This is a genomic window from Gammaproteobacteria bacterium (assembly GCA_029862005.1).
Taxonomy (GTDB): Bacteria; Pseudomonadota; Gammaproteobacteria.
Map to the genome: position 1 here is coordinate 43,203 of JAOTYD010000009.1, position 21,207 is coordinate 64,409.

21 protein-coding genes are annotated in these 21,207 nt (G+C 53.0%); 16 read left to right on the plus strand and 5 right to left on the minus strand.

Annotation, left to right across the window (positions count from 1 at the left end; genetic code table 11):
- Positions 1-13: 13 nt before the first annotated feature.
- From acs to lexA, 3 genes are all read left to right on the plus strand, one after another.
- Complete coding sequence (acs, locus tag OES20_08160) at positions 14-1,960, plus strand: acetate--CoA ligase (GenBank protein ID MDH3634666.1); 1,947 nt, start codon at positions 14-16, stop codon at positions 1,958-1,960.
- Positions 1,961-2,059: 99 nt separating this feature from the next.
- A complete protein-coding gene (locus OES20_08165; GenBank protein MDH3634667.1) occupies positions 2,060-3,538 on the plus strand; it encodes a YdiU family protein in 1,479 nt (492 codons plus the stop codon).
- Between the two features lie 64 nt (positions 3,539-3,602).
- The gene (gene lexA / locus OES20_08170) at positions 3,603-4,202 is read left to right on the plus strand and encodes a transcriptional repressor LexA (protein ID MDH3634668.1); all 600 of its coding nucleotides are present in this window, start codon (positions 3,603-3,605) and stop codon (positions 4,200-4,202) included.
- A 104-nt stretch (positions 4,203-4,306) separates the two neighbouring features.
- On the opposite strand, the gene OES20_08175 is transcribed toward lexA, so the two are convergent.
- The gene (locus tag OES20_08175; protein MDH3634669.1) at positions 4,307-5,095 is read right to left on the minus strand and encodes an inositol monophosphatase; all 789 of its coding nucleotides are present in this window, start codon (positions 5,093-5,095) and stop codon (positions 4,307-4,309) included.
- Between the two features lie 91 nt (positions 5,096-5,186).
- Here OES20_08175 and OES20_08180 point away from each other — a divergent pair, with 91 nt between their 5' ends.
- The 12 genes from OES20_08180 to OES20_08235 all read left to right on the plus strand — a co-directional run bounded on the left by OES20_08180 (position 5,187) and on the right by OES20_08235 (position 14,770).
- Positions 5,187-5,912, plus strand: a complete 726-nt coding sequence (locus OES20_08180; protein ID MDH3634670.1) for an RNA methyltransferase — start codon at positions 5,187-5,189, stop codon at positions 5,910-5,912.
- Positions 5,913-6,011: 99 nt separating this feature from the next.
- Positions 6,012-6,473 (plus strand): hypothetical protein, encoded by a 462-nt coding sequence (locus OES20_08185; GenBank protein ID MDH3634671.1) that lies wholly within the window; start codon positions 6,012-6,014, stop codon positions 6,471-6,473.
- An 82-nt stretch (positions 6,474-6,555) separates the two neighbouring features.
- Positions 6,556-7,221 (plus strand): response regulator transcription factor, encoded by a 666-nt coding sequence (locus OES20_08190; GenBank protein MDH3634672.1) that lies wholly within the window; start codon positions 6,556-6,558, stop codon positions 7,219-7,221.
- A complete protein-coding gene (locus OES20_08195; GenBank protein MDH3634673.1) occupies positions 7,221-8,525 on the plus strand; it encodes a HAMP domain-containing histidine kinase in 1,305 nt (434 codons plus the stop codon). The genes OES20_08190 and OES20_08195 overlap by 1 nt, the downstream gene beginning before the upstream one ends.
- 53 nt (positions 8,526-8,578) lie before the next feature.
- A complete protein-coding gene (locus tag OES20_08200) occupies positions 8,579-9,037 on the plus strand; it encodes an Rrf2 family transcriptional regulator (protein MDH3634674.1) in 459 nt (152 codons plus the stop codon).
- A gap of 4 nt (positions 9,038-9,041) precedes the next feature.
- Positions 9,042-10,190, plus strand: coding sequence for a cysteine desulfurase (locus tag OES20_08205; GenBank protein ID MDH3634675.1), 1,149 nt, complete (start codon positions 9,042-9,044; stop codon positions 10,188-10,190).
- A 10-nt stretch (positions 10,191-10,200) separates the two neighbouring features.
- Positions 10,201-10,524 carry an iron-sulfur cluster assembly protein IscA gene (gene iscA, locus OES20_08210; protein ID MDH3634676.1) on the plus strand — a complete coding sequence of 108 codons (324 nt, stop codon included), beginning with the start codon at positions 10,201-10,203 and terminating at the stop codon, positions 10,522-10,524.
- A 17-nt stretch (positions 10,525-10,541) separates the two neighbouring features.
- Positions 10,542-11,081, plus strand: a complete 540-nt coding sequence (gene hscB / locus OES20_08215; GenBank protein ID MDH3634677.1) for a Fe-S protein assembly co-chaperone HscB — start codon at positions 10,542-10,544, stop codon at positions 11,079-11,081.
- Positions 11,081-12,952: a Fe-S protein assembly chaperone HscA gene (hscA, locus tag OES20_08220; protein ID MDH3634678.1), complete on the plus strand. Its 1,872-nt coding sequence runs from the start codon at positions 11,081-11,083 to the stop codon at positions 12,950-12,952. Before hscB ends, hscA begins: the two co-directional genes overlap by 1 nt.
- Positions 12,952-13,290 (plus strand): ISC system 2Fe-2S type ferredoxin, encoded by a 339-nt coding sequence (gene fdx / locus OES20_08225; GenBank protein ID MDH3634679.1) that lies wholly within the window; start codon positions 12,952-12,954, stop codon positions 13,288-13,290. Before hscA ends, fdx begins: the two co-directional genes overlap by 1 nt.
- Positions 13,291-13,299: 9 nt before the next feature.
- Positions 13,300-13,500 (plus strand): Fe-S cluster assembly protein IscX, encoded by a 201-nt coding sequence (gene iscX, locus OES20_08230; GenBank protein MDH3634680.1) that lies wholly within the window; start codon positions 13,300-13,302, stop codon positions 13,498-13,500.
- Positions 13,501-13,891: 391 nt separating this feature from the next.
- A complete protein-coding gene (locus tag OES20_08235) occupies positions 13,892-14,770 on the plus strand; it encodes a crotonase/enoyl-CoA hydratase family protein (protein ID MDH3634681.1) in 879 nt (292 codons plus the stop codon).
- Between the two features lie 4 nt (positions 14,771-14,774).
- Here OES20_08235 and OES20_08240 read toward each other — a convergent pair whose 3' ends face one another.
- Both OES20_08240 and OES20_08245 read right to left on the minus strand, forming a co-directional pair.
- A complete protein-coding gene (locus tag OES20_08240) occupies positions 14,775-17,342 on the minus strand; it encodes an ATP-binding protein (GenBank protein ID MDH3634682.1) in 2,568 nt (855 codons plus the stop codon).
- 21 nt (positions 17,343-17,363) lie between these two features.
- Positions 17,364-18,497, minus strand: coding sequence for a response regulator (locus OES20_08245; protein MDH3634683.1), 1,134 nt, complete (start codon positions 18,495-18,497; stop codon positions 17,364-17,366).
- A gap of 196 nt (positions 18,498-18,693) precedes the next feature.
- Here OES20_08245 and OES20_08250 point away from each other — a divergent pair, with 196 nt between their 5' ends.
- Positions 18,694-19,155, plus strand: a complete 462-nt coding sequence (locus tag OES20_08250; protein ID MDH3634684.1) for a DUF192 domain-containing protein — start codon at positions 18,694-18,696, stop codon at positions 19,153-19,155.
- Here OES20_08250 and OES20_08255 read toward each other — a convergent pair.
- The gene (locus OES20_08255) at positions 19,142-20,320 is read right to left on the minus strand and encodes an MFS transporter (protein ID MDH3634685.1); all 1,179 of its coding nucleotides are present in this window, start codon (positions 20,318-20,320) and stop codon (positions 19,142-19,144) included. The two genes, OES20_08250 and OES20_08255, sit on opposite strands and share 14 nt — an antisense overlap.
- Positions 20,317-21,207: an AEC family transporter gene (locus OES20_08260; protein ID MDH3634686.1), complete on the minus strand. Its 891-nt coding sequence runs from the start codon at positions 21,205-21,207 to the stop codon at positions 20,317-20,319. Before OES20_08260 ends, OES20_08255 begins: the two co-directional genes overlap by 4 nt.

Here is a 21,207-nt window from a genome sequence, read left to right on the forward strand (position 1 = left end):
TGAGGAAGGCGCCATGTCAGAAAGCAAGCTTTACCCCGTTCCCGCCGATTTTGCCGCGCAGGCAAATATTAATGCAGCGCAATACGATGAAATGTACCAGCAATCCGTTGACGATCCCGAGGGTTTCTGGTCGGAACAGGCGGAAAACTATCTCTCGTGGTTTAAACCCTGGGACTCGGTCTGCGACTGGAGTTTCGACGAGGATGATTTGCATATCAACTGGTTTGCGGGCGCCGAACTGAATGTCTCCTACAATTGTCTCGATCGCCACCTGAACTCGCGCGCAGACCAGGTTGCCATTATCTGGGAGGCCGATGATCCAGGCGAAGACCGCAAGATCACCTACGCCGAACTGCACGAGGAAGTCTGCAAGTTTTCCAACGTGCTCAAGGCGCAAGGTGTCAAACGCGGTGACCGGGTATCGATCTACATGCCCATGGTTCCAGAGGCCGCGGTTGCGATGCTGGCTTGCACCCGCATTGGTGCGATGCATTCTGTAGTGTTCGGCGGTTTTTCACCGGACGCGTTGCGTGATCGTATCCAGGATTCGGATTGCCAGGTGGTCATAACCGCGGATCAGTCGGTACGTGGCGGTAAACGAGTTCCATTAAAAGCAAATGCCGATAAGGCCGTGAGCGAGTGCCCCAATGTTAAAAGCGTGATCGTGGTGCAGCGTGGCGGTGAGCCGGTCGAATGGACTGACGGTCGCGATGTCTGGTATCACGAGGCGATGGCACAGGCATCAACGGACTGCGAACCGGAAATGATGGATGCCGAGGATCCATTGTTTATTCTCTATACCTCGGGCTCAACCGGCAAACCCAAGGGCGTTCTGCACACCACCGGCGGTTACTTACTGCAGGCTGCAATGACCCACAAGCTCGTGTTTGACTACAAGGATGGTGAAATTTACTGGTGTACCGCTGACGTCGGCTGGGTTACCGGCCATACCTACATCGTTTACGGACCGCTCGCCAACGGCGCAACCACCCTGATGTTTGAAGGTATTCCGACCTATCCCGACATCTCCCGGTTCTGGCAGGTTTGCGACAAGCATAAGGTTTCGATTTTCTATACCGCTCCGACGGCAATCAGGGCCTTGATGGGTGCCGGCGACGAACCGGTCAAGAAGACCTCGCGCAAGTCGCTGCGCCTGCTCGGCACCGTGGGTGAGCCCATCAATCCCGAAGCCTGGCTGTGGTACTACAATGTCATTGGTGACGGTCGTTGCCCGATCGTCGATACCTGGTGGCAAACCGAAACCGGGGCGCATCTGTTGACGCCGTTACCCGGCGCGACTCCCACCAAGCCGGGATCCGCGACCATTCCGTTTTTTGGTGCTCAACCGTTAATTCTGGATGACCAGGGTAACGAAATCGAGGGTAACCCGGCCGAGGGCAACCTGGCAATGCGGGCACCGTGGCCATCGATGATGCGTTCGGTATACGGCGACCACAAGCGTTTTTATGAAACCTACTTCGCGATGTTCAAGGGTTATTACTTCACCGGCGACGGTGCGCGTCGCGACGAGGATGGATATTACTGGATTACCGGCCGGGTAGACGACGTACTCAATGTCTCCGGTCACCGGCTTGGAACCGCGGAGATCGAGTCCGCGCTGGTCAAGCACGAAAAGGTTGCCGAGTCAGCCGTGGTGGGTTATCCGCACGACATCACCGGGCAGGGCATTTACGCCTATGTCACGCTGATGGCAGGCGAGGAAGGCAGCGATGAATTGAAGCAGGAACTCGTCAACCTGGTGCGCTCCGAAATCGGACCCATCGCCAAGGTCAATATCATTCAGTGGGCACCGGGTTTACCGAAAACCCGTTCCGGCAAGATCATGCGCCGCATACTGCGCAAGGTTGCCGCGAATGAACTCGATAACCTCGGAGATACCTCGACATTGGCTGACCCGGGCGTGGTCGATAACCTGATCGATAATCGACTCAATCGGTAACAGCAACAGCTGGACTGGAATAAAAGCCCCGCTTAGTGCGGGGCTTTTTTCTGAAAAAGTTACTTATAATTCTCTTTTTAAGTGTAACTACATCAACCCGTGTCGATCCTGTCGCAGCTGAATACCGAGACCCGCCTTGGCCGCCTACCCGAACATTTTTACCGGCGTGTCAGTCCGCAGGCGCTGAACAATCCTTACCTGGTCGCTTTCAGCCCGGCAGTTGCGGAATTGCTTGATATCGATCCCGCGTTGTTCCAGCAGCAACAGCTGATTGATTTGCTGACGGGCAATACGCTCGTGCCTGACAGTGATCCGATCGCGATGCTCTACGCGGGCCACCAGTTCGGTCATTACGTGCCGCAGCTCGGTGACGGGCGCGCCCTGATGATCGGTGAAATTGCTGACGTCACCGGCAGCAACTGGGAGATACAGCTTAAGGGTTCGGGACTGACTCCGTTTTCGCGCATGGGTGATGGTCGCGCCGTGTTACGTTCGACCATTCGTGAATTTCTCTGCAGCGAGGCGATTGCCGCGCTGGGAATTCCGACCACGCGGGCGCTGTGCGTGACCGGAAGCAACGATCCGGTATACCGGGAGCGACCTGAAACCGCCGCGGTATTGACCCGCGTCGCGCCGAGTCACATGCGCTTCGGCAATTTCGAGGTCTTTTTCTATCGCCAGCAATATGCTGAACTGAAAATCCTGGCCGACCATATCATCGAGCACTTTTATCCCGATTGTGATGGCGCCGAAAATCCCTACCTCGAGTTGTTGCGCCAGGTCATCGAACGCACCGCCAGTCTCATCGCGCAGTGGCAGTTGATCGGTTTCACTCACGGTGTGCTGAATTCCGACAACATGTCGATGCTCGGCCTGACCATCGATTATGGTCCCTACGGATTTCTCGATACCTACGAATCCGGTTTTGTCTGTAATCATTCCGACGAACAGGGACGTTATGCCTACGATCAACAACCCCGCATCGGCCTGTTCAACCTGTCCTGCCTGGCACAGGCAATGCTGCCGCTGATCGACGCTGACAGCGGCGAAGCGGCGGCCGAAAAGGCCAAACAGTTACTGGCCGACTATCAACCAGCCTACCTGACTCACTTCAACCGGGGTATGGCGTCAAAGCTTGGATTGCAGGCGTTTCGCGACGGAGATGAGGAATTGTTTCACGGCCTGTTCGACGTCATGGAAGGGCAGGTTGATTTTACCAATTTTTTCCGCGCGCTCAGTGATGCCGCTGGCGATAACAACGACCACTCGTTGCGCGACCGGTTCGTCGAGCGCGAGAAATTTGATCATTGGTACCACGATTACCAGGCACGAATAAAAACCGAAACGATCGAAGCCGGATTCCGTCGGCGCCAGATGCGCGCTACCAACCCGAGGTTCATCCTGCGAAACTACCTTGCGCAGCAGGCTATCGCGCGCGCCGAGGATGGAGATTACGGTGAGGTTGAAACCCTGCATCAACTGCTGCAAAAACCTTTCGATGAACAGCATGAGCTCGCCGAATACGCGGCAGAACCCCCGGACTGGGCACGCCATATCGATCTCAGCTGTTCTTCGTGAGACTTGCAAGTTCTCATTCTTTTCTCTAAACTGGGTGAGAATAAAGTGAGAAGAGTTACCAGAAATGCTGACTTCACAGGAACAAAAGACACTCCAGTTTATCCGCAATTACCTCGCGCAATACGGCTATGCCCCAAAATTCAAGGAAATTGGAATCGCCATCGGCGTAACATCGCATGGCACCATACACCGCTACGTGCAGTCGCTGGAAGACAAGGGTTACATCAACCGGGTCAAGGGCAATTCTCGCGGCATGAGCCTTGTCGATTTGCCGCTGGTAAGTCCGCCCACGATACCCCTGGCCGGGAAAATCGCGGCCGGATCCCCGATTGAAGCGATCGAAGACCAGCAGGAACTGAACCTGGCCGAAATGTTCATGGGTCCCGAGTTATTCGCGCTGCGCGTTACCGGCGATTCGATGATTGATGCCGGTATTCTCGATGACGATTACGTGATCATAAAGAAACAACCGGTCGCCAATGACGGGGACATCGTGGTTGCTATGATCGACAAGGCGGAGGCCACGTTAAAACGTTTTAAACGCAAGAGTGAAAGGCTGGTGGCGCTAATCCCCGCGAACGTCGAGATGGAGCCGATGATATACGCGGCCGAACGCGTCAGTATCCATGGCGTGCTGGTGGGCCAGTTAAGACACTACAGGTAAAAACTATCTCATTCCAACTGGGCGTCGTAATCCATACCCGGGAGTTTGATTAAGTGTATAAACCCGTCTTACTGGATCTCAGGGTTATGCATTTGAGAGTGCGATCAAGCTTTCTGCTGTTGCTGAATTTTGCGTAGCATTTCGGCAATTATCTTCGCGTTGCCGGCAACGATCTGGCCGTTTTCGAGAAAATTACCGTCACCGCTGTAGTCGGTAACCAGGCCGCCGGCTTCGCGAACGATTAGCGCGCCGGCAGCGAGATCCCAGGCACTGAGTCCGGATTCCCAGAAGCCATCGAGGCGTCCTGCCGCCACATAGGCGAGATCGAGTGCTGCCGAGCCCGCACGCCGGATGTCGCTGGCGGAGGTAAAAAAGGCGCTAAAAAGTTTGAGGAACTCATCAAGTTGACCTGGATTTTTAAACGGGAATCCGGTTGCAAGTAAAGCCCCCTCAATTGTTTTCAGGTGAGCGACCCGGATACGGCGATTATTGAGGGTGGCGCCATCGCCGCGACTGGCGGCAAACAGTTCCTGTTTGTAAGGGTCGTAAATCACGCCATGCGCGAGGCGACCTCGATGTTCGCAGGCTATCGAGACGGCATAATGGGGAAAGCCATGCAGGTAATTGGTAGTGCCATCGAGCGGGTCGATAATCCAGCGGTACTCGTCCTTGCCTTCGATGCTTCCGGACTCTTCGGCGAGAATACCGTGAGCGGGGAAGGCCTTTAGCAATTCCTCGATTATCCGTGATTCCGCTTCGCGGTCGACTTCGCTGACGTAATCGTTAACGGCTTTTACTTCGACCTTTAAGTCGGGTAGCTTGTTGATTTTGCGAACGATAAAATCACCAGCGTGATGAGCCGCCCGAACCGCGATATTGAGCATTGGTTGCATCGATGGAGCCTGGTGATACCGGAAAAGGCGCGCAGTCTAGCAAAGGGTCCGAAAATAGACCAGAAGTAAACCCAACGGTGAGTAGCACAAAATGAAACTGCATAACATCAAGATCGTCATGGTCGGTACGACCCATCCTGGAAACATCGGTGCCGCTGCCAGGGCCATGAACAACATGTGCTTCAGTCACCTCAGCCTGGTAGATCCGCAGTGCCCGATCGGGGAGACGGCTTATGCCAGGGCCTCGGGTGCCAACGGCATACTCGACAAACGCGAAACCTGCAGCGATCTGTCCCAGGCGATTGAGGATTGTAGCCTCGTGGTTGCGGCCAGTGCTCGTCGACGCTCGCTTCCGTGGCCCGAGCTTAGCCCGGCGGAACTGGCGGTTAAGCTGGATTCAATGGCTGATTCAAACCACGCAGCGCTGGTGTTCGGACGCGAACATTCAGGCCTGACCAACGAGGAAATCCAGGTATGTAATCAGATGGTCTGCATTCCAGCGAATCCGGAATTCAGCTCACTTAATCTGGCTTCGGCGATCCAGATTCTGTGTTACGAGATCTATGCTCGCCTGGGCAATACAATGCCGCCCGCAAAAGCGCCGGATGCCCATGATTTACCGGCGCCAAATGCCGAGGTCGAAGGTTACATCCAGCATTTGGAGAAAACTTTGAAAGGCTGCGGGTATCTCGATCCTGGCCAACCGGGCATGATTATGCAGCGCCTGCGACGCCTTTATCTGCGTAGCGAACTGACCCGCAACGAGATAAATATCTTACGCGGCATGCTGACGGCAATAGAAAAACAGCAAATCTGAATGTTACAAATCGTTACAAAACGTTACCCGGCTGAAAAGCTTTGTAACAGGCGATTCCCTAGAATTTTCTCCGTCACTAATCAACTACGGAGACAATCCATGAAACTTTCTACAAAAATTATTACTGCAGTATTGCTTATCGCCGGCAGTTCGGGCGTGGTTTACGCATTCAGTAAACATGGCGACTGGGGCATGTCCCCCGAAGAAAAGGTCGAGTTCCTGACCGATCGCGTCACCAAAAAGCTGGAACTCGACCGCGGGCAACAGGAAAACTTCACCCGGCTGGCACAGATGGTGGCTCAACTGATGATGGATGCCAGGGCTACCAGGGCACAGCATGTTAGCGAAATCGAAGCGCTGCTGGAGGAACCCAGTTTTAATCAGGCAAGGGCGCTTGAACTGGTGCAGCAAAAAATACTGATGGTCAACGAAAAAGCGCCCCTCGTTATTGCTTCGCTGGCGGTATTCCTGGATTCCCTGAGCGCTGAACAAAAACAGGAGTTGCAGGGCTTTCTCGAACACCGTCACAAGCACCATCACCGGTATGGGGGCGATGAGTAATCCTGCCCCTAGATCGCGACGCGGCTGCTCGAAGAGTAGCCGCGTTGTACAATGACTGCCTGCTAGCAACCCGGGCCTGTAGATGCGTAAATTATTACTGATCGATGACGACGAAGGACTGGCTGAGCCGTTGCAAAAGTATCTTGCGAAATTCGATATGTCGTTAGATAACGAAATCCAGCCGTTAAAGGCGATCGAACGTATCAGGCAGCAACCCTATGACCTGGTGGTACTGGATGTCATGTTGCCGCAGATCGACGGATTCGAAACCTGCCGTCGCATACGCCATTTCAGCGATATTCCAATCTTGATGCTGACCGCGCGTGGCGAAGTAATGGACCGGGTTGTCGGACTGGAACTGGGGGCCGATGACTACCTGCCGAAGCCGTTTGAACCGCGTGAACTGGTGGCGAGAATTCAGAATATCTTCAAGCGCGGTAAAGCAACGGCATCCGGGACTGTTTACACGGTCGGCGAATTTCGTATCGATCTGGACAAGAAACACCTCACGCGTAATGGCGAAGCGGTGGCGATCACGGCGACCGAATTCGGTTTACTGAGCTTGCTCGCGGAGAACCAGGACCGTGTCTTGTCCCGCGATGAAATCATGCAGGTACTGCGCGGTCTTGATGCCGACATATACAGTCGTGCCATCGATGTCCTGGTGAGCCGGCTCAGGCAGAAGCTGCAGCGTCCTGAATTGATACGCACGGTGCGTGGACAGGGCTATCAACTCGTGAATCGCTAATGTGGTCCTATTTACAGGCTCGATGGCAAAGCCTGATTTTCAGGCTTTTATTTTATTTCCTGGTTTCAATGCTGGCACTTGCCGTTATTCTGGGGATCAGTTTCGCCCAGCGGATTAAGCCCCACGTGCAGAATGAAATCCTTCCCAACGTGGAGCGTTATATCGAGTACCTCATTGAGGATATTGGAAATCCGCCTGACCTGGCAACTGCTCAGCAGCTCGCCGAGCAGTTGCCATTCGAAATCCGTATCGAAGGGCAGGGGATCGACTGGAGTTCGAGCCCGGGACTGAAAGCCATTGCTGTCTATGAATTCGAGCCGGCCCCACGGCCCTACGACAACGTGTATCTGAGCCATCATCGGCGCGACCAGTTCCTGTTGATTCAAAAGCAGGACTATCGATACCTGTTTTCTGTCGACAACGGCTTTCGACGTGGGTCTGAACGACGACACTGGGTACTGTTCCTGTTGCTCGGCTCGATTCTGCTGTTCCTGTATTTTGTCATTCGACGCATGTTCAGGCCGATAGAAGCGATGTCACGACAGGTCAAAAAAATTGGCGAGGGTGACCTCGAACAGAGAATCGAAACCGGGGGAAAGGGTGAGCTCGAACTGCTGGCAGCAGGGATTAACGATATGTCGGAACAGATCAAGGCGATGCTCGAGGGTAAATCGGCCCTGTTGCTCGCCATCAGTCACGAACTGCGCTCACCCATTACCCGTATGCGTGTCAACCTCGAGCTGCTCGAACCCGACGAGGTTCAGCAAAAATTAATCGATGATCTGCGTGAAATGGAAACACTGATTGCGTCAATACTCGAATCAGAAAAGCTGAATTCCGGGCATGCTCCACTAGCACTGGAACGCTGCGATATGTCGAGCCTGATCGAAGAAGTGATAAAGGATCATCCCTGTCGGGAGCGCATTAGAACCCGTATGAATCCGATCGAGGTCAGGGTAGATCCGATGCGGATAAAGCTGTTGATCAAGAACCTGGTTGACAACGCCTGTCAACACGCAGGCGAAGACCGGGCAGATATCAATATAAACCTGTCCCTGGAGCAGGGGATGGTAAGACTGGAGGTGCAAGACCATGGCCCTGGCCTGGACCCAGGGGATATTCCAAGGCTTACCGAGGCGTTTTACCGTCCCGACAGCTCGAGGCAAAGAAATACCGGGGGTTACGGCCTGGGGCTATATCTTTGCAAGCTTATTGTCGATGCGCATGCGGGGCAGATTACGATTGAAAGCGAGCCCGGAAATGGTACCGGAGTAATAGTCATACTACCCATTGATAATAGTTGACCATTTTAGTCAGGATTGTATACTGAACGCGTTTGATACCAACTTCTTACGCCATGCGACTATCCACTAAAAGCCGATATGCGGTGACATCACTGCTCGACCTGGTTATGCATTCCGACCAGGGTCCGGTTTCGCTTGCCGACATATCGGTTCGACAGGGTATTTCCCTCTCTTACCTCGAACAACTGTTCGCCAAGATGCGCCGTAATAAACTGGTTGTCAGTACCCGCGGACCCGGTGGCGGTTACAGCTTGGGTAGTTCTCCGGACCAGGTTTGTATTGCTGATGTCATCAGTGCGGTTGACGAGGAAGTGCAGGTTGTCGACAAAGGTGTTACCGGGGGTTCGGCAAGTTACGAACCCTGTCTGACCGAACAACTGTGGGAAGAGCTCAGTGCCGAAATCGAAAATTACCTGACCAAGATCTCGCTGGCTGACATGATGCAGAATGACGAGGTGCAGGCGCTGTCTCGCGCCCACGATCTGCGACAGAAGCGACATAACCTGATCTAAAGCCATGGCCATCTACCTCGACCATAATGCAACGTCGCCTATGCATCCAGAAGTGGCCGATGCGATGATGCCTTTCCTGCGTAACCCGACTGGAAATCCGTCGAGCCTGCATAGTTTCGGGCGTATGGCGCGCTCGGCCGTCGAATCCGCGCGTGCTGAAGTAGCAAATTTACTGGGTTGCTCGAGTGATGCCGTCATTTTCACGTCCGGTGGCACCGAAGCCAACAACATGTTGCTCAAAGGTTATGTAGACCGGACCAGTGAACGTCCTGTCGTCAGCAGTGAAATAGAACACCCGAGTATCCTCGAACCCCTCAGACAGTTGCAGGCCGACGGCCAGGCAGTGGTGCTGTTAAAACCGGATTACGATGGATTGATCGATCTTGCCGCAGCTGACAAGGCGTTATCTGATGCAAATGCACAGTTACTTACGATCATATACGCTAACAATGAAACCGGGGTTATTCAGCCAGTCAAGGAATTGGCCGCGATGGTCGATCGTGATTCCTGCCTGGTACATAGCGATGCAACCCAGGCCGTCGGCAAGATTCCCATCGATATGGCACAGATCGATATCGATGCAATCAGCTTTTCCGCACATAAGCTGCGCGGACCGCAGGGCGTGGGAGCCCTGGTGGTAAATCGCAAACCGAGGAACGTGCTGATCAGCGGCGGTTACCAGGAAAACAGGTTGCGCGGTGGTACCGAAAATGTCGCCGGCATTGTCGGCCTGGGCAAGGCAGCCCAGGTTGCCAGGCTTGAAATGGCGCACAAGAAGCACCATCTTGAACAGCTGAGGGATGTTTTTGAAGCAAAGCTGGAAATCATCCCGGGTAGCGTGGTTTTTGGACAGCAGGAGCCACGGTTACCGAATACGACTTTTTTCGCGTTGCCTTACTATCACGGAGAGACTCTGCTGATGGAACTGGATCGAGCCGGTTTTGCCCTTTCCAGCGGGTCTGCCTGCCACAGTGCGGTGACTAAACCCAGTCACGTTCTGACCGCCATGGGCGTCGATGACGGCCTGGCTCTGAATGCGATCAGGGTGAGTTTCGGCATGGACAACAGCCTGCAGGATGTTGAAATGTTAGTGACTAAACTCCAGGAACTGGTAAACCAGTTGCCTGCTGTTATCCGCCAGGTAGCGGTGTAGAGAGATTTTAATGGCGATTCATATTAGCGATATAGCAGCCTCACGAGTGCAGCATTTTCTTGCTAACCGCGGCAAGGGTATCGGCTTGCGACTCGGTGTCAAAACGACAGGTTGCTCGGGTCTCGCCTATGTCATCGAATTTGTCGATGAGCTCCAGGATGACGATGAAGTCTTCGAAACCAAGGGCGTTAAGGTAGTCGTGGATAAAAAGAGCCTTGTTTTTCTTGATGGCACGGAAGTTGATTTTGCCAAAGTGGGTCTCAACGAGGGATTCCAGTTTAAAAATCCTAACGCCAAGAATGCCTGTGGTTGTGGTGAGAGCTTTACCGTTTAAACTAAGCCGCCGCTTCCATGCAGTCCCCTGATTTTAGCCAGACCTACTTCGAGCTATTCGGCCTCGAACCTGCGTTCGATCTCGATGCCAGGGATTTACAGGCTGAACAACAGCGTCTGCAAGCGACCTACCACCCGGATAGATTTATCGGTGCCGATGACCGGGATAAGCGGTTGTCGACGCAAATAGCATCCTGGGTAAACCAGGCCTATGAAACGCTGCAGGACCCGGTCAAACGTTCGCGCTATCTGCTCGAAATCAGCGGCGCCACTATCCCCGACGACTCGAGTACCACGTCGGATACCGAGTTTTTGATGGAGCAGATCGAATTGCGAGAAGAAGTTGAATCCTGTCGGCATGGCGATGATCCATTACAGCAGTGCCAGCAGATTGAGTCGAAGCTGGCACACAGGGCCAGCGAACTCGCAACCGAGTTCGTCACGCATTTCGAATCGCGCGATCTCGATGCGGCATTGTTAAGCAGCCGCAAGATGCAGTTTATTCAGCGGATTCAGCACCAGTTGTCCGAACTCCAGTTCGAGTTGGAGGATCACTGATGGCCTTGCTGCAGATATCCGAACCCGGTGGATCCAGCGCACCACATCAGCACCGTAACTCGGTCGGCATCGATCTGGGCACCACGAATTCACTGGTGGCGACCGTGCGCAGCGGAGAGGCGGTATGCCTGGCCGATGGAGAGGAACGCAGCCTGCTGCCGTCGGTCGTCCATTTTGGCGACCAGGAAATCCTCACTGGCCACCAGGCATTGTCCTTGCAGACCCTTGATCCGCTAAATACCGTTTCCTCGATAAAAAGAATGATGGGTAGAGGACGGGAAGACGTCAGCCAGCTCGGTAGTTCCGTGCCTTATCAATTCGTGGTCAGCGAAGAAAGTAATGTTCCGAGGATCCGAACCCGAAGCGGCGATTTCAGTGCGGTCGAAATTTCGAGCGAAATTCTAAAAACATTGTCCCGTCGCGCGGTTCAGAGCACGGGTGGAGATCTCGATGGCGTCGTTATCACCGTGCCTGCTTATTTCGATGATGCCCAGCGTCAGGCGACGCGCGATGCGGCGAAACTAGCCGGCCTGAACCTGTTCCGGTTATTAAACGAACCGACCGCAGCGGCGGTGGCCTACGGACTGGATCAGCAAAACGATGGATTGATCGCGGTTTATGATCTCGGTGGTGGCACCTTCGATATATCGATATTGCGACTTAACAAGGGTGTATTCGAGGTTCTTGCTACCGGGGGTGATTCATCGCTCGGCGGAGACGATATGGATCATGCGCTGGGTGAGTGGATAATCGAGCAGGGCGGCTTCACCGGTATCGATGCAGGTCTCGCCCGGAGAATCCTGTTCGCGGCGCGCACTGCGAAAGAGGCACTTTCGGGCGCCGACTCCGCTGAAATTGTCATCGACCATGAGGGACAGCATTGGAGCGGTGTTGTCGATCGAGACTTGTTCGAAACCCTGATTGATCCCCTGGTAAAAAGAACACTGAGCGCTTGCCGACGTGCGGTGCGAGATGCCGGAATTTCGAAACACGATATCGGTGAAGTTGTCATGGTCGGCGGATCTACCCGGGTGCCATTGGTGCAGTTAATGGTAGGCGATTATTTTGAACGCAAGCCGATGTGTGATCTCGATCCTGACCAGGTGGTTGCGCTCGGTGCCGCAATTCAGGCGGATATACTGGCAGGCAATAAGCCTGGCAGCGATATGCTGTTACTTGATGTACTACCGCTGTCCCTGGGGATAGAGACCATGGGTGGCCTGAGCGAAAAGATAATCCATCGTAATTCACCGATTCCGGTGACCCGGGCACAGGAGTTCACAACCTTCAAGGATGGTCAGACCGCGATGTCAATTCACGTGGTCCAGGGTGAACGCGAACTGGTTTCTGACTGTCGGTCATTGGCGCATTTCGAGTTACGTGGATTTCCACCGATGAATGCTGGTGCCGCCCGCATCCGTGTGACCTACCAGGTAGATGCCGATGGCCTGATGTCTGTGACGGCCGAGGAACTCACCAGCGGAGTTGCCGCAGATATCGTGGTCAAACCTTCTTATGGCTTGACCGACACTGAGATCGAATCGATGCTGCGGGACTCGATGGATCATGCCCGTGAGGATATCATGCAACGTATGCTCAGGGAGGAACAGGTCGAAGCCAGAAGGGTGATTGAAGCGATTGATGCCGCGTTGGCACAGGACGGGGAGATCCTGCTGAGCGAAGCCGAAATCGCGCAAATCCGGCAGCACAGGGACGCACTCGATACGGTTATCGATACGGCACCGGCAGACGAACTGAAGCAATTGATCAAGGCGATAGAGGATGCGAGTGAATCTTTTGTTGCGAAACGCATGAACGCGAGCGTAAAACAGGTGCTCACCGGTAAACAAATTGACGAGGTTGATGTTTGATGACCAAGGTCACCATACTACCCCATGAGGAAATTTGCCCCGAGGGTGCAGATATAGAGGTGGAACCCGGTATCAGCTTATGCGATGCGATGTTGAGCAACGGTATCGAGATTGAGCATGCCTGTGAAAAATCCTGCGCCTGCACAACTTGCCATGTATACGTGCGCGAGGGTTTTAATTCGCTCGAAGAATCCAGTGAAGATGAAGATGACTATCTCGACAAGGCCTGGGGGCTGGACATGGATTCGCGCCTGAGTTGCCAGGCAATCGTCGCAGATGAACCATTGACTATCGAGATACCGAAATACACCATCAACATGGTGTCCGAAAATCACTAGGAGCAAATCATGAGTCTTAAGTGGACCGATACACTGGATATAGCCATTGAACTGGCCGAGACACATACCGATGTTGATCCGCAGTATGTACGTTTTACCGACCTCCACGCATGGGTCTGCGCGCTTGAAGATTTTGATGATGATCCCAATCATTCGAATGAAAAGATCCTTGAGGCCATCCAGATGGCCTGGATCGAAGAGGCTGATTGATGGATTAGATTCAAGCGCCATCCCTCATTTCAGGTTGATGACGCCATTCTCTCTGGTAATCAACTACTTTCAGTGTGTTTTTAACGTGATTTAGATGCTTTTTTCAACAATGTGAATTATTTTTTTTAGTTAGTTTTTTTTCGATTAAGCCCTAACTTACAGTATTTTAAGAATTAAACTTAAAGTGCTTTCTCACTAAAGAGCTGTGAAGAGCGTCACAGTTCGCTTGCAATCATCTCCGGTTTCGGTAAATTACAACTCATAATCCATGGATTAAATAAAGTGGATAAGGCGCTGAAATTAAAGAAATTTCGTTATCAGCGCAAATTACCAAAGCTATTCTCGAACGCAATGTTCGGGCGGAAGACATCGATAATAGGAGAGAAGCACCATGAGTAACGTAGCATACATCAGTGAAGTTGCGGCTGAACGGCAAACCTACGCTAGGGAATCCCAGTTAAAAACCTACTACGATACCAGAAACCGGATTATCTGGCTTCTGATGAAGGGCGCACCACGCCCGGCGTTCACGTTAAAGCTGCTGAACGAAATTACTAGTCAAATCAAGACCGTTCAGCAGGACATGGCGGAAAGCGATGGCGAAAAATACGATTTTCTCGTCCTCGGTTCCGACATCGAAGGCGTATTCAATCTGGGCGGCGATCTCGACCAGTTCTGCCAGTATATCCGTAATCGCGACAGGGACGGGCTGCTCAGATATGCGAAGCTTAGTATCGATCTCGTGTATCAAAACCTGGTCCATTTTGGCGCGGATATGAAGAGCATTTCGCTGATACAGGGCGATGCGCTGGGCGGCGGTTTCGAAGCGGCGTTTTCCGCCAACATCGTGGTAGCCGAGCGCGGCACCAAATGTGGATTGCCCGAGGTTCTTTTCAATATGTTCCCCGGCATGGGCGCCTTTTCGATTCTGTCGAGAAAGATCGGTTTCGCCGCGGCGGAAAAGATGATCATGAGCGGCGGCGTCTACAGCGCGGAAAAACTCTACGATATGGGTCTGGTTGACATACTGGCGGAAAAAGGCGAGGGCGAGGTCGCGATATACCAGTATATCAAGTCCACCCAACGATCGAATAACGCCTATCGCTCGATGCAGCAGGTCAAGGATATCTGTAACCAGGTAAGCTATCAGGAATTGATAGATATCGGGACAGTATGGGCCGATGCGGCGCTTAAACTCAGCGAGAAGGATCTACGCATGATGCAGCGCCTGGTCCGCCGGCAGAACAACCGCATGCAGGAAAGCGTCTAGCAGGCTAGCGCTCAGGTAATTTCTTCGAATATATGTTGTCTTCTTCGACCGTCGCTGCATTGTTCAATGCAGCGACGGTCCTTTCAAAAACTTCCGCGATCTGCTCGCTCATCTGCTTGATCTTTTTGCTGCCCATATCGTAGGGCTTTAATGCTTCCCCTCCCAGGCATACCTCTACCAGCCGGTTGGCACCCAGTTCGGTCGCCGAGCCCTTGAGCGCATGCAGATGTTCGCGGTACTCGAGGTAGTCGTCATACATGGATTTCTTGATGTCCAGCACGTGCTGCGCGCCTTCCTTCTCGAAATTATTTAGCAGCGTTTTGATGAAATCAGGATCATCGCCGAGTACGTCGAGTTCGTGCAAAATGATATTGTCGAACCATTCGGACTCGTTGTAGTTGCTGCGTAACTGGGTCCTGGATTCCCGAGGCGCGGGTTTTTCCATTGTCTTGGCTTTGCGGGTATTTTTCGACAGCGAAGCAATACACTCGAGAAGTCCGCGGGCGTCGATCGGCTTGGTGAGGAACCGGTTCGCACCGGCAGCCAGTGACTTCTCGCGGGCATCGGGCGTGGCGTCGGCGGTCAGCATGATGACCGGTAACTGACCGCCGGTATCCATGAAGCGCAGCGACTGCACCACCTCGACACCCGAGACTTCGGGCATGTTCATGTCGAGGATGAGCATGTCGATCTGGTCCAGTTCATCGGACAGTATATCCAGAGCTTTTTCACCAGTATCGGCGATGCGCACGTTATGGCCCGCGTTGCGCAGGATGCCGTTGATGACCTGCTGGTTCACCTGGTTGTCTTCCGCGACCAGGATATTCAACGTCGATACACCGGCCTGCTTGGCGTAATGCTCGGCCATAGTGACGATCTTGCTGTCGTTCAAGTTCACGCTCTGCGCCGCGTGCAATGCGTTGAACAGGAGTCGTTTCTCTTCGGGATTAGCGATTGTCGATATGTAGTAATGGTTCGAACGGTTGGCGTCGATCATGGTATCGGACGAATTGATCAACACCATGGAAGTATTTTCCAGTAAACCCTCGGACTTCACCATTTGCGCGAACTGCACTGCGTTGATATCGATCAGGCAGTCCTGGTCGACCACAATCGTCTCGTAGGGATTGTCGTCATCGTCCGCCTGGATCATCTGCGACAGGGCGCGGCTCGAGGTGCGTACCCAGTCGAAATTGGCTTGCCATTGTTTGAGCGCAGGTCTGATCACGCTGGCGGTATCCTCACCTGACAGCAGCAATACGTGGTTTTCGGAAATACTGATTTCCGGGTTGGTGCTCGCCAGGAACGGAAGTTCGAACCAGAAAGTGGAACCCTTTCCGACCTCGCTGACGACGCCGACTTCACCGTGCATCAACTCGACCAGTTCCTTCGATATCGTTGTTCCGAGCCCGGTGCCGTCGAATGTTCGACTGGTGCCGGCGTCGGCCTGGGTGAAATCGTCGAAGATCTTGCCGAGGTCCTCCTCGGCGATGCCGATGCCGGTATCGACGATTTCGAAACGAATCCGCGGTGCCGACACAGTGCCCCCGATTAACCCCACCGACAGGATCACCGAACCCCTCTCGGTAAACTTGATCGCGTTATTAACCAGGTTGATGAGCACCTGGCGCAGATGTTGCTGATCGCCCTTGAGCGCGAACGGGGTTTCCGGATCGAAATTACAGGACACCGTTAAATTCTTTTTTTCGCCCATCGGCGCAAGCATGAAAATCACCGAGTTGACAAGCCCGTGCAGGTCGAAATCCCTGGATTCGATGATGATCTTGCCGGCCTCGATCTTGGCTATATCGAGCACGTTCTCGATCAGTTCCAGCAACGTGTTGGCCGAATTGTGCATCGTGTTGACGAGTTCCTGCTGTTCGTTGTTCAGCTTGGTTTCGCGCAGCAGATCACCCATGCCGATGACGCCGTTCAGCGGTGTTCTGAGTTCGTGTGACATGTTGGCGAGAAAGCGGCTCTTGGCCTCGTTGGCCTGCTTGGCCATGTCCACCGCGGCGTGCAGTTTCTTGATCAGGAAACTGGCGTAAATCGGCAACAGGCAAATTGTCAGTAGCAGGCTGACACCGAAGATGTGGTGTTGTTGCCAATAGTCGCCCCAGATGACGACCGCGGAAAAGCCGAGAATGGCGATGGCCTGTGAAATGTAGAGATTGGTGAGGCCGTAGCGAAAGCCGTTGCCGAGGATAACCCAGGGATAAATCACGAAAAATAGCACAGTTTCGGCACCAGAGTGGTACATCAGCCACGACAGCAGACCCATGTCCAGCACTGCGCCGCAAATCCGTCTGAACTGCGATGGCACTGGCTTAATGACAATTGCGGTAAAAATCGCCAGAGCAGACGTGTAATAGATAATGCACATCAGCCCCACCAGCGAAGTGAGCGTATTGACGAAGGTTTCGCCCTGGTTCCAGGGGATAAAGACGTAACCAATTACGATGAAACTGATCGCGAGTCTCAGCTTGGCCTGTTCTGGTTCAGAGTCGCCGGTGCCTTTTAGTCTTCTGTTTAATCGACCAAAAAAACTGGAATTTATTTCAGTGGAGGCCATCAGGAAAAGTGGCGACAGCTACTAACCGTCGCTGAAAGTATCATGGATTTTAGTAATCGTGTCTAAACGTTCGAAAAAGGCTTCAACACAAATCGGGTCGAACTGGGTGCCCGCATGCTTGTGCAGGTAATCCTGGGCATCCTTGGCATCCCAGGCGCGTTTATAGGGTCTGGCTGAAACCAGCGCATCATATACATCCGCCACTGTGACGATACGTGCCACCAGCGGAATGTCTTTACCCGAAATACCGTTTGGATAGCCGCTGCCATCAAAACGCTCGTGGTGATTGAGCGCAATAATCGAGCCTGTCTGGATATAGCGCGACTGGCTGTGCGATAAAATCGAGTGGCCGATAATGGTATGCTGCTGCATGGTCATCCACTCGGTCGGTTCGAATTTGCCGGGTTTGAGCAGGATCCTGTCCTGGATCCCAATCTTACCGATGTCGTGCATCGGCGCGGCATACTCGATTTCGTCACACTCTTTTTCGCTGAGGCCAAGGGCTTCGGCGATCTCGCGTGAATACCTGGCCATGCGCACAACATGATTCCCGGTCACCTCGTCGCGGTATTCCCCCGCCTTGGCGAGGCGCAGCAGGGTTTCATGTTCTCGCGAGACGATCTGCTGGGTCGCAACTTCAACCTGACGTGCCAACCAGTCGGCGCGATCCTGGATGATGGATTGCTGTTCATGCAGTTTGAGTAGATTACGACAGCTGGTGCGGCATTCGATCTGATCGATTGGACGAGTCAGAAATGCCGTTGCCCCGGCTTCCAGGGCATCGTAACGGACCGATTTCTCGCTCACCACGGTAATCATCATGATCGGGATATCCTGGCAGGCCGACCTGGTACGAATTTGCTTGATCAGCTCGACGCCATTAATATCGGGCATGCGATAGTCTGTAATGATTAAATCTGGATGGTTGTGATCTAACCAGTGCAGTGCTTCGAGCGGGTTGGCAAATGATTCGATACTGACATCGTCTTCGGCTTGCTGAATTATCTTTGCGAGGATGGTTCGACCGGTTGATTCATCGTCGACGATTAACACCTTACGCTGGCGCCGAAGAATGCTGAGTCGACGGGCGTTTTCATAAGGTTCGATATTTGAGCCCTTTGGAATATCGGTTTTTTTATCTGTGCTCGAAATCAATTCTCTCACCCCATATCGATCCAGAGAGGATCGCGCATAGTAGCAATATCAATGACTTATGTCGCTTTTTTAAACGTTGCTTTATGAGCTTGGTTATAAACTGCAGCTTATCTGTTAAGTAATGTTATTCAATAAAATCAAACTGCTGTGAGACATACATCTCAAACTGGATGAAAATCCAGTAATATCGGTAAATATGTCACATTCATATATTTGTAGCACAAATTCCAAAATCCGCCTGCTCGCGGTGCTATTTTTTTTGATCGCGAGTCATGCTCCTGGCGTACTCGCCGGGCCTGATACGATTGATATAAAGATTGGTCAAGGCAGTTACCGGGTCGAGCTTGCGCTGACATCAGCGCAGCGTCGTCAGGGTTTAATGCATCGCGAGCGACTTGCCCATAACGGTGGTATGTTGTTGGTCTATCCGCGGCCCGGTGACCATCGTATCTGGATGAAGAATATGAAAATTCCGTTAAGGGTGCTCTGGATCGACGAGCAATTCAAGGTGTTGCAAATCCGGCGCCTTGTTCCCTGTGAGGCATCTCCGTGCCCGGTATTTTCAGCACCATTACCGGCACGGTATATCCTCGAGTTAAGCGATGATGAACACGATGTCAAACCGGGCGACGAGATCGTAGGGCTCAATGCCCTGTAGATAACAGGCGACGCCTGTTGTTAAATTTTAACCAGATGTTTGCCAGCACCACGATGGCGATCAGCGGTGTGACCGCGTAGTTGACGAAGCGCCACCCCCATTCATATTGCAGGGCCCCCGCGCTGAAAGACGATGCCGCCGCCACAGTAAATACGGTGAAATCATTGAAAGCCTGCGCCTTGGCGCTTTCGTCACCGCGATAGGTTTCCGTCAGCAGACTGGTGCCACCGATAAACATGAAATTCCAGCCGACGCCCAGGGTCAGAAGCGCCGCCCAGAAATGTGAAACGGAACTGCCATGAAAACTCATCAAAATGCATAGCACCATCAGCAAGGTGCCGGTCATGATAATCCGCTGTGCGCCAAAGCGATTGATCAAATGCCCGGTAAAAAACGATGGCACGAACATCCCGAGTACATGCCACTGGATAACGAAGGCGACCTCGCTGAATTCATGATGTTGATGCGTCATCTCGAGGGGAGTGGCTGTCATCAGCAAGACCATAATGCCATAGCCAATGGCTGCGCTCGCAACGGCCACGATAAACGCAGGTTGTGCCGCTATCTGCAGCATCGGCCGGGTGGTTTGCCTGAAGTCCCGGATTAGAGGTTTTGGCAGTTGCATGAACATAAAATTAATCCCGTTCAGGCTGTATAGAATTATCACTGATATCAATGTGCCGACGTAAGTGACAGCAAACACGTCTTTACTGAGATTGGCCAGATTCGGTCCGATGACTGCAGCAAGCACACCACCGGCGAGAACGTAACTGATCGCCGTGTTCTTTTTTTCCGCTGGTGCAACCTCGGTCGCGGCAAACCTGAAGTAGTTGCCGAAGCCGGTATAAACGCCGATTGCAATCGTGCCGATACAAAACAGCGGGAACAGGCCTTGATAAATTCCGACGGCACCGCAGCCGCCACCGATAATACCGATCAGGGTCGCGAGCAAAAATCCGCGCTTGCGACCGATCACGCCCATTAACAGCGAGGCCGGGATACTGGTCAGCATGACAGCCACAAAATAGAGTGCGAGTGGCAGGGTAGCCAGCGCCTTGTTGGTGGCCAGATGACTACCGATAATGGCCGCGGCAGTTACCATCAGGGAATTTACCGACATCATGCTGGCCTGTGCCAGGGCCAGCTGGATAACGTTACGATTCATAGTATGAACCAGAGTAAGGCGGGGATGACCAGCACGCTTGCCAGGTTGCCGACCAGTACGATAGAAGCAACCCGATGGGGTTCCTGGTCGAATCTTTCGGCCACGATGAAATTCAGGATCGCGGGCGGCAGGATGCTAAACAATAACAGCAAGGATGCCTGCTCCTGCGGTAACGGCAACAGTTTAACAAATAGCACCGCGATTATCAGACCACTGATCGGGCATAGCAATGCACCGATGGTGCTGATTTCCCAGTCACGAAAATCGATTGCTATCATACGAACGCCAAGCGAGAACAGCATCAACGGAATAGCGATCAGTCCGAGCATATGGATCGGCAGTCGCAGGGTTTCTGGAAGCTGTATTTCGAGAATTGATACCGCGATACCGAGAAAAGTGGCCACGATCATCGGATTCGTCAGCACCGTCCTGATAGACCAGCGCTGGGTGATCAGTTGTTGACCGACGAGGAAGTGTAGAAAGTTTGATATCGCCAGCAGCAAGATAGCGGCTGGCAGCATCGCTTCACCAAAGGTCAGTACCACCAGCGGCAGACCCATGTTGCCGCAATTATTGAACATCATTGGCGGAACCAGTGTTTTCCACTGGTAACCCATAAACCGGGCGACCGGCCAGGCAATGATCCCGGAGCCGAGCACGACGGCCAAGCACCCCAATGACAGGTGGAGGTAATCTGCCAGCACGTAATTGCTTCCGGACATGGAATCGAAAATGAGGGCCGGGGTGAATATGTCCATGTTGATCCGATTACCGGAGGACATATCGGTATCGTGGCGCTGACGCGCATAGAAGTAACCAAGCGCCACGATACTGAACACCGGGAAAATAATCGCAACAATGCGATAGATTAAATCCACCTCTGGCAT

What these genes read in the sequence shown, in the direction of transcription:
- acs (MDH3634666.1), top strand. Translation starts at nt 14, where the DNA reads ATGTCAGAAAGCAAGCTTTACCCCGTTCCCGCCGATTTTGCCGCGCAG.
- lexA (MDH3634668.1), top strand. Translation starts at nt 3,603, where the DNA reads ATGCTGACTTCACAGGAACAAAAGACACTCCAGTTTATCCGCAATTAC.
- OES20_08175 (MDH3634669.1), bottom strand. Translation starts at nt 5,095, where the DNA reads ATGCAACCAATGCTCAATATCGCGGTTCGGGCGGCTCATCACGCTGGT.
- OES20_08180 (MDH3634670.1), top strand. Translation starts at nt 5,187, where the DNA reads ATGAAACTGCATAACATCAAGATCGTCATGGTCGGTACGACCCATCCT.
- OES20_08185 (MDH3634671.1), top strand. Translation starts at nt 6,012, where the DNA reads ATGAAACTTTCTACAAAAATTATTACTGCAGTATTGCTTATCGCCGGC.
- OES20_08190 (MDH3634672.1), top strand. Translation starts at nt 6,556, where the DNA reads ATGCGTAAATTATTACTGATCGATGACGACGAAGGACTGGCTGAGCCG.
- OES20_08195 (MDH3634673.1), top strand. Translation starts at nt 7,221, where the DNA reads ATGTGGTCCTATTTACAGGCTCGATGGCAAAGCCTGATTTTCAGGCTT.
- OES20_08200 (MDH3634674.1), top strand. Translation starts at nt 8,579, where the DNA reads ATGCGACTATCCACTAAAAGCCGATATGCGGTGACATCACTGCTCGAC.
- OES20_08205 (MDH3634675.1), top strand. Translation starts at nt 9,042, where the DNA reads ATGGCCATCTACCTCGACCATAATGCAACGTCGCCTATGCATCCAGAA.
- iscA (MDH3634676.1), top strand. Translation starts at nt 10,201, where the DNA reads ATGGCGATTCATATTAGCGATATAGCAGCCTCACGAGTGCAGCATTTT.
- hscB (MDH3634677.1), top strand. Translation starts at nt 10,542, where the DNA reads ATGCAGTCCCCTGATTTTAGCCAGACCTACTTCGAGCTATTCGGCCTC.
- hscA (MDH3634678.1), top strand. Translation starts at nt 11,081, where the DNA reads ATGGCCTTGCTGCAGATATCCGAACCCGGTGGATCCAGCGCACCACAT.
- fdx (MDH3634679.1), top strand. Translation starts at nt 12,952, where the DNA reads ATGACCAAGGTCACCATACTACCCCATGAGGAAATTTGCCCCGAGGGT.
- iscX (MDH3634680.1), top strand. Translation starts at nt 13,300, where the DNA reads ATGAGTCTTAAGTGGACCGATACACTGGATATAGCCATTGAACTGGCC.
- OES20_08235 (MDH3634681.1), top strand. Translation starts at nt 13,892, where the DNA reads ATGAGTAACGTAGCATACATCAGTGAAGTTGCGGCTGAACGGCAAACC.
- OES20_08240 (MDH3634682.1), bottom strand. Translation starts at nt 17,342, where the DNA reads ATGGCCTCCACTGAAATAAATTCCAGTTTTTTTGGTCGATTAAACAGA.
- OES20_08250 (MDH3634684.1), top strand. Translation starts at nt 18,694, where the DNA reads ATGTCACATTCATATATTTGTAGCACAAATTCCAAAATCCGCCTGCTC.
- OES20_08255 (MDH3634685.1), bottom strand. Translation starts at nt 20,320, where the DNA reads ATGAATCGTAACGTTATCCAGCTGGCCCTGGCACAGGCCAGCATGATG.
- OES20_08260 (MDH3634686.1), bottom strand. Translation starts at nt 21,207, where the DNA reads ATGCCAGAGGTGGATTTAATCTATCGCATTGTTGCGATTATTTTCCCG.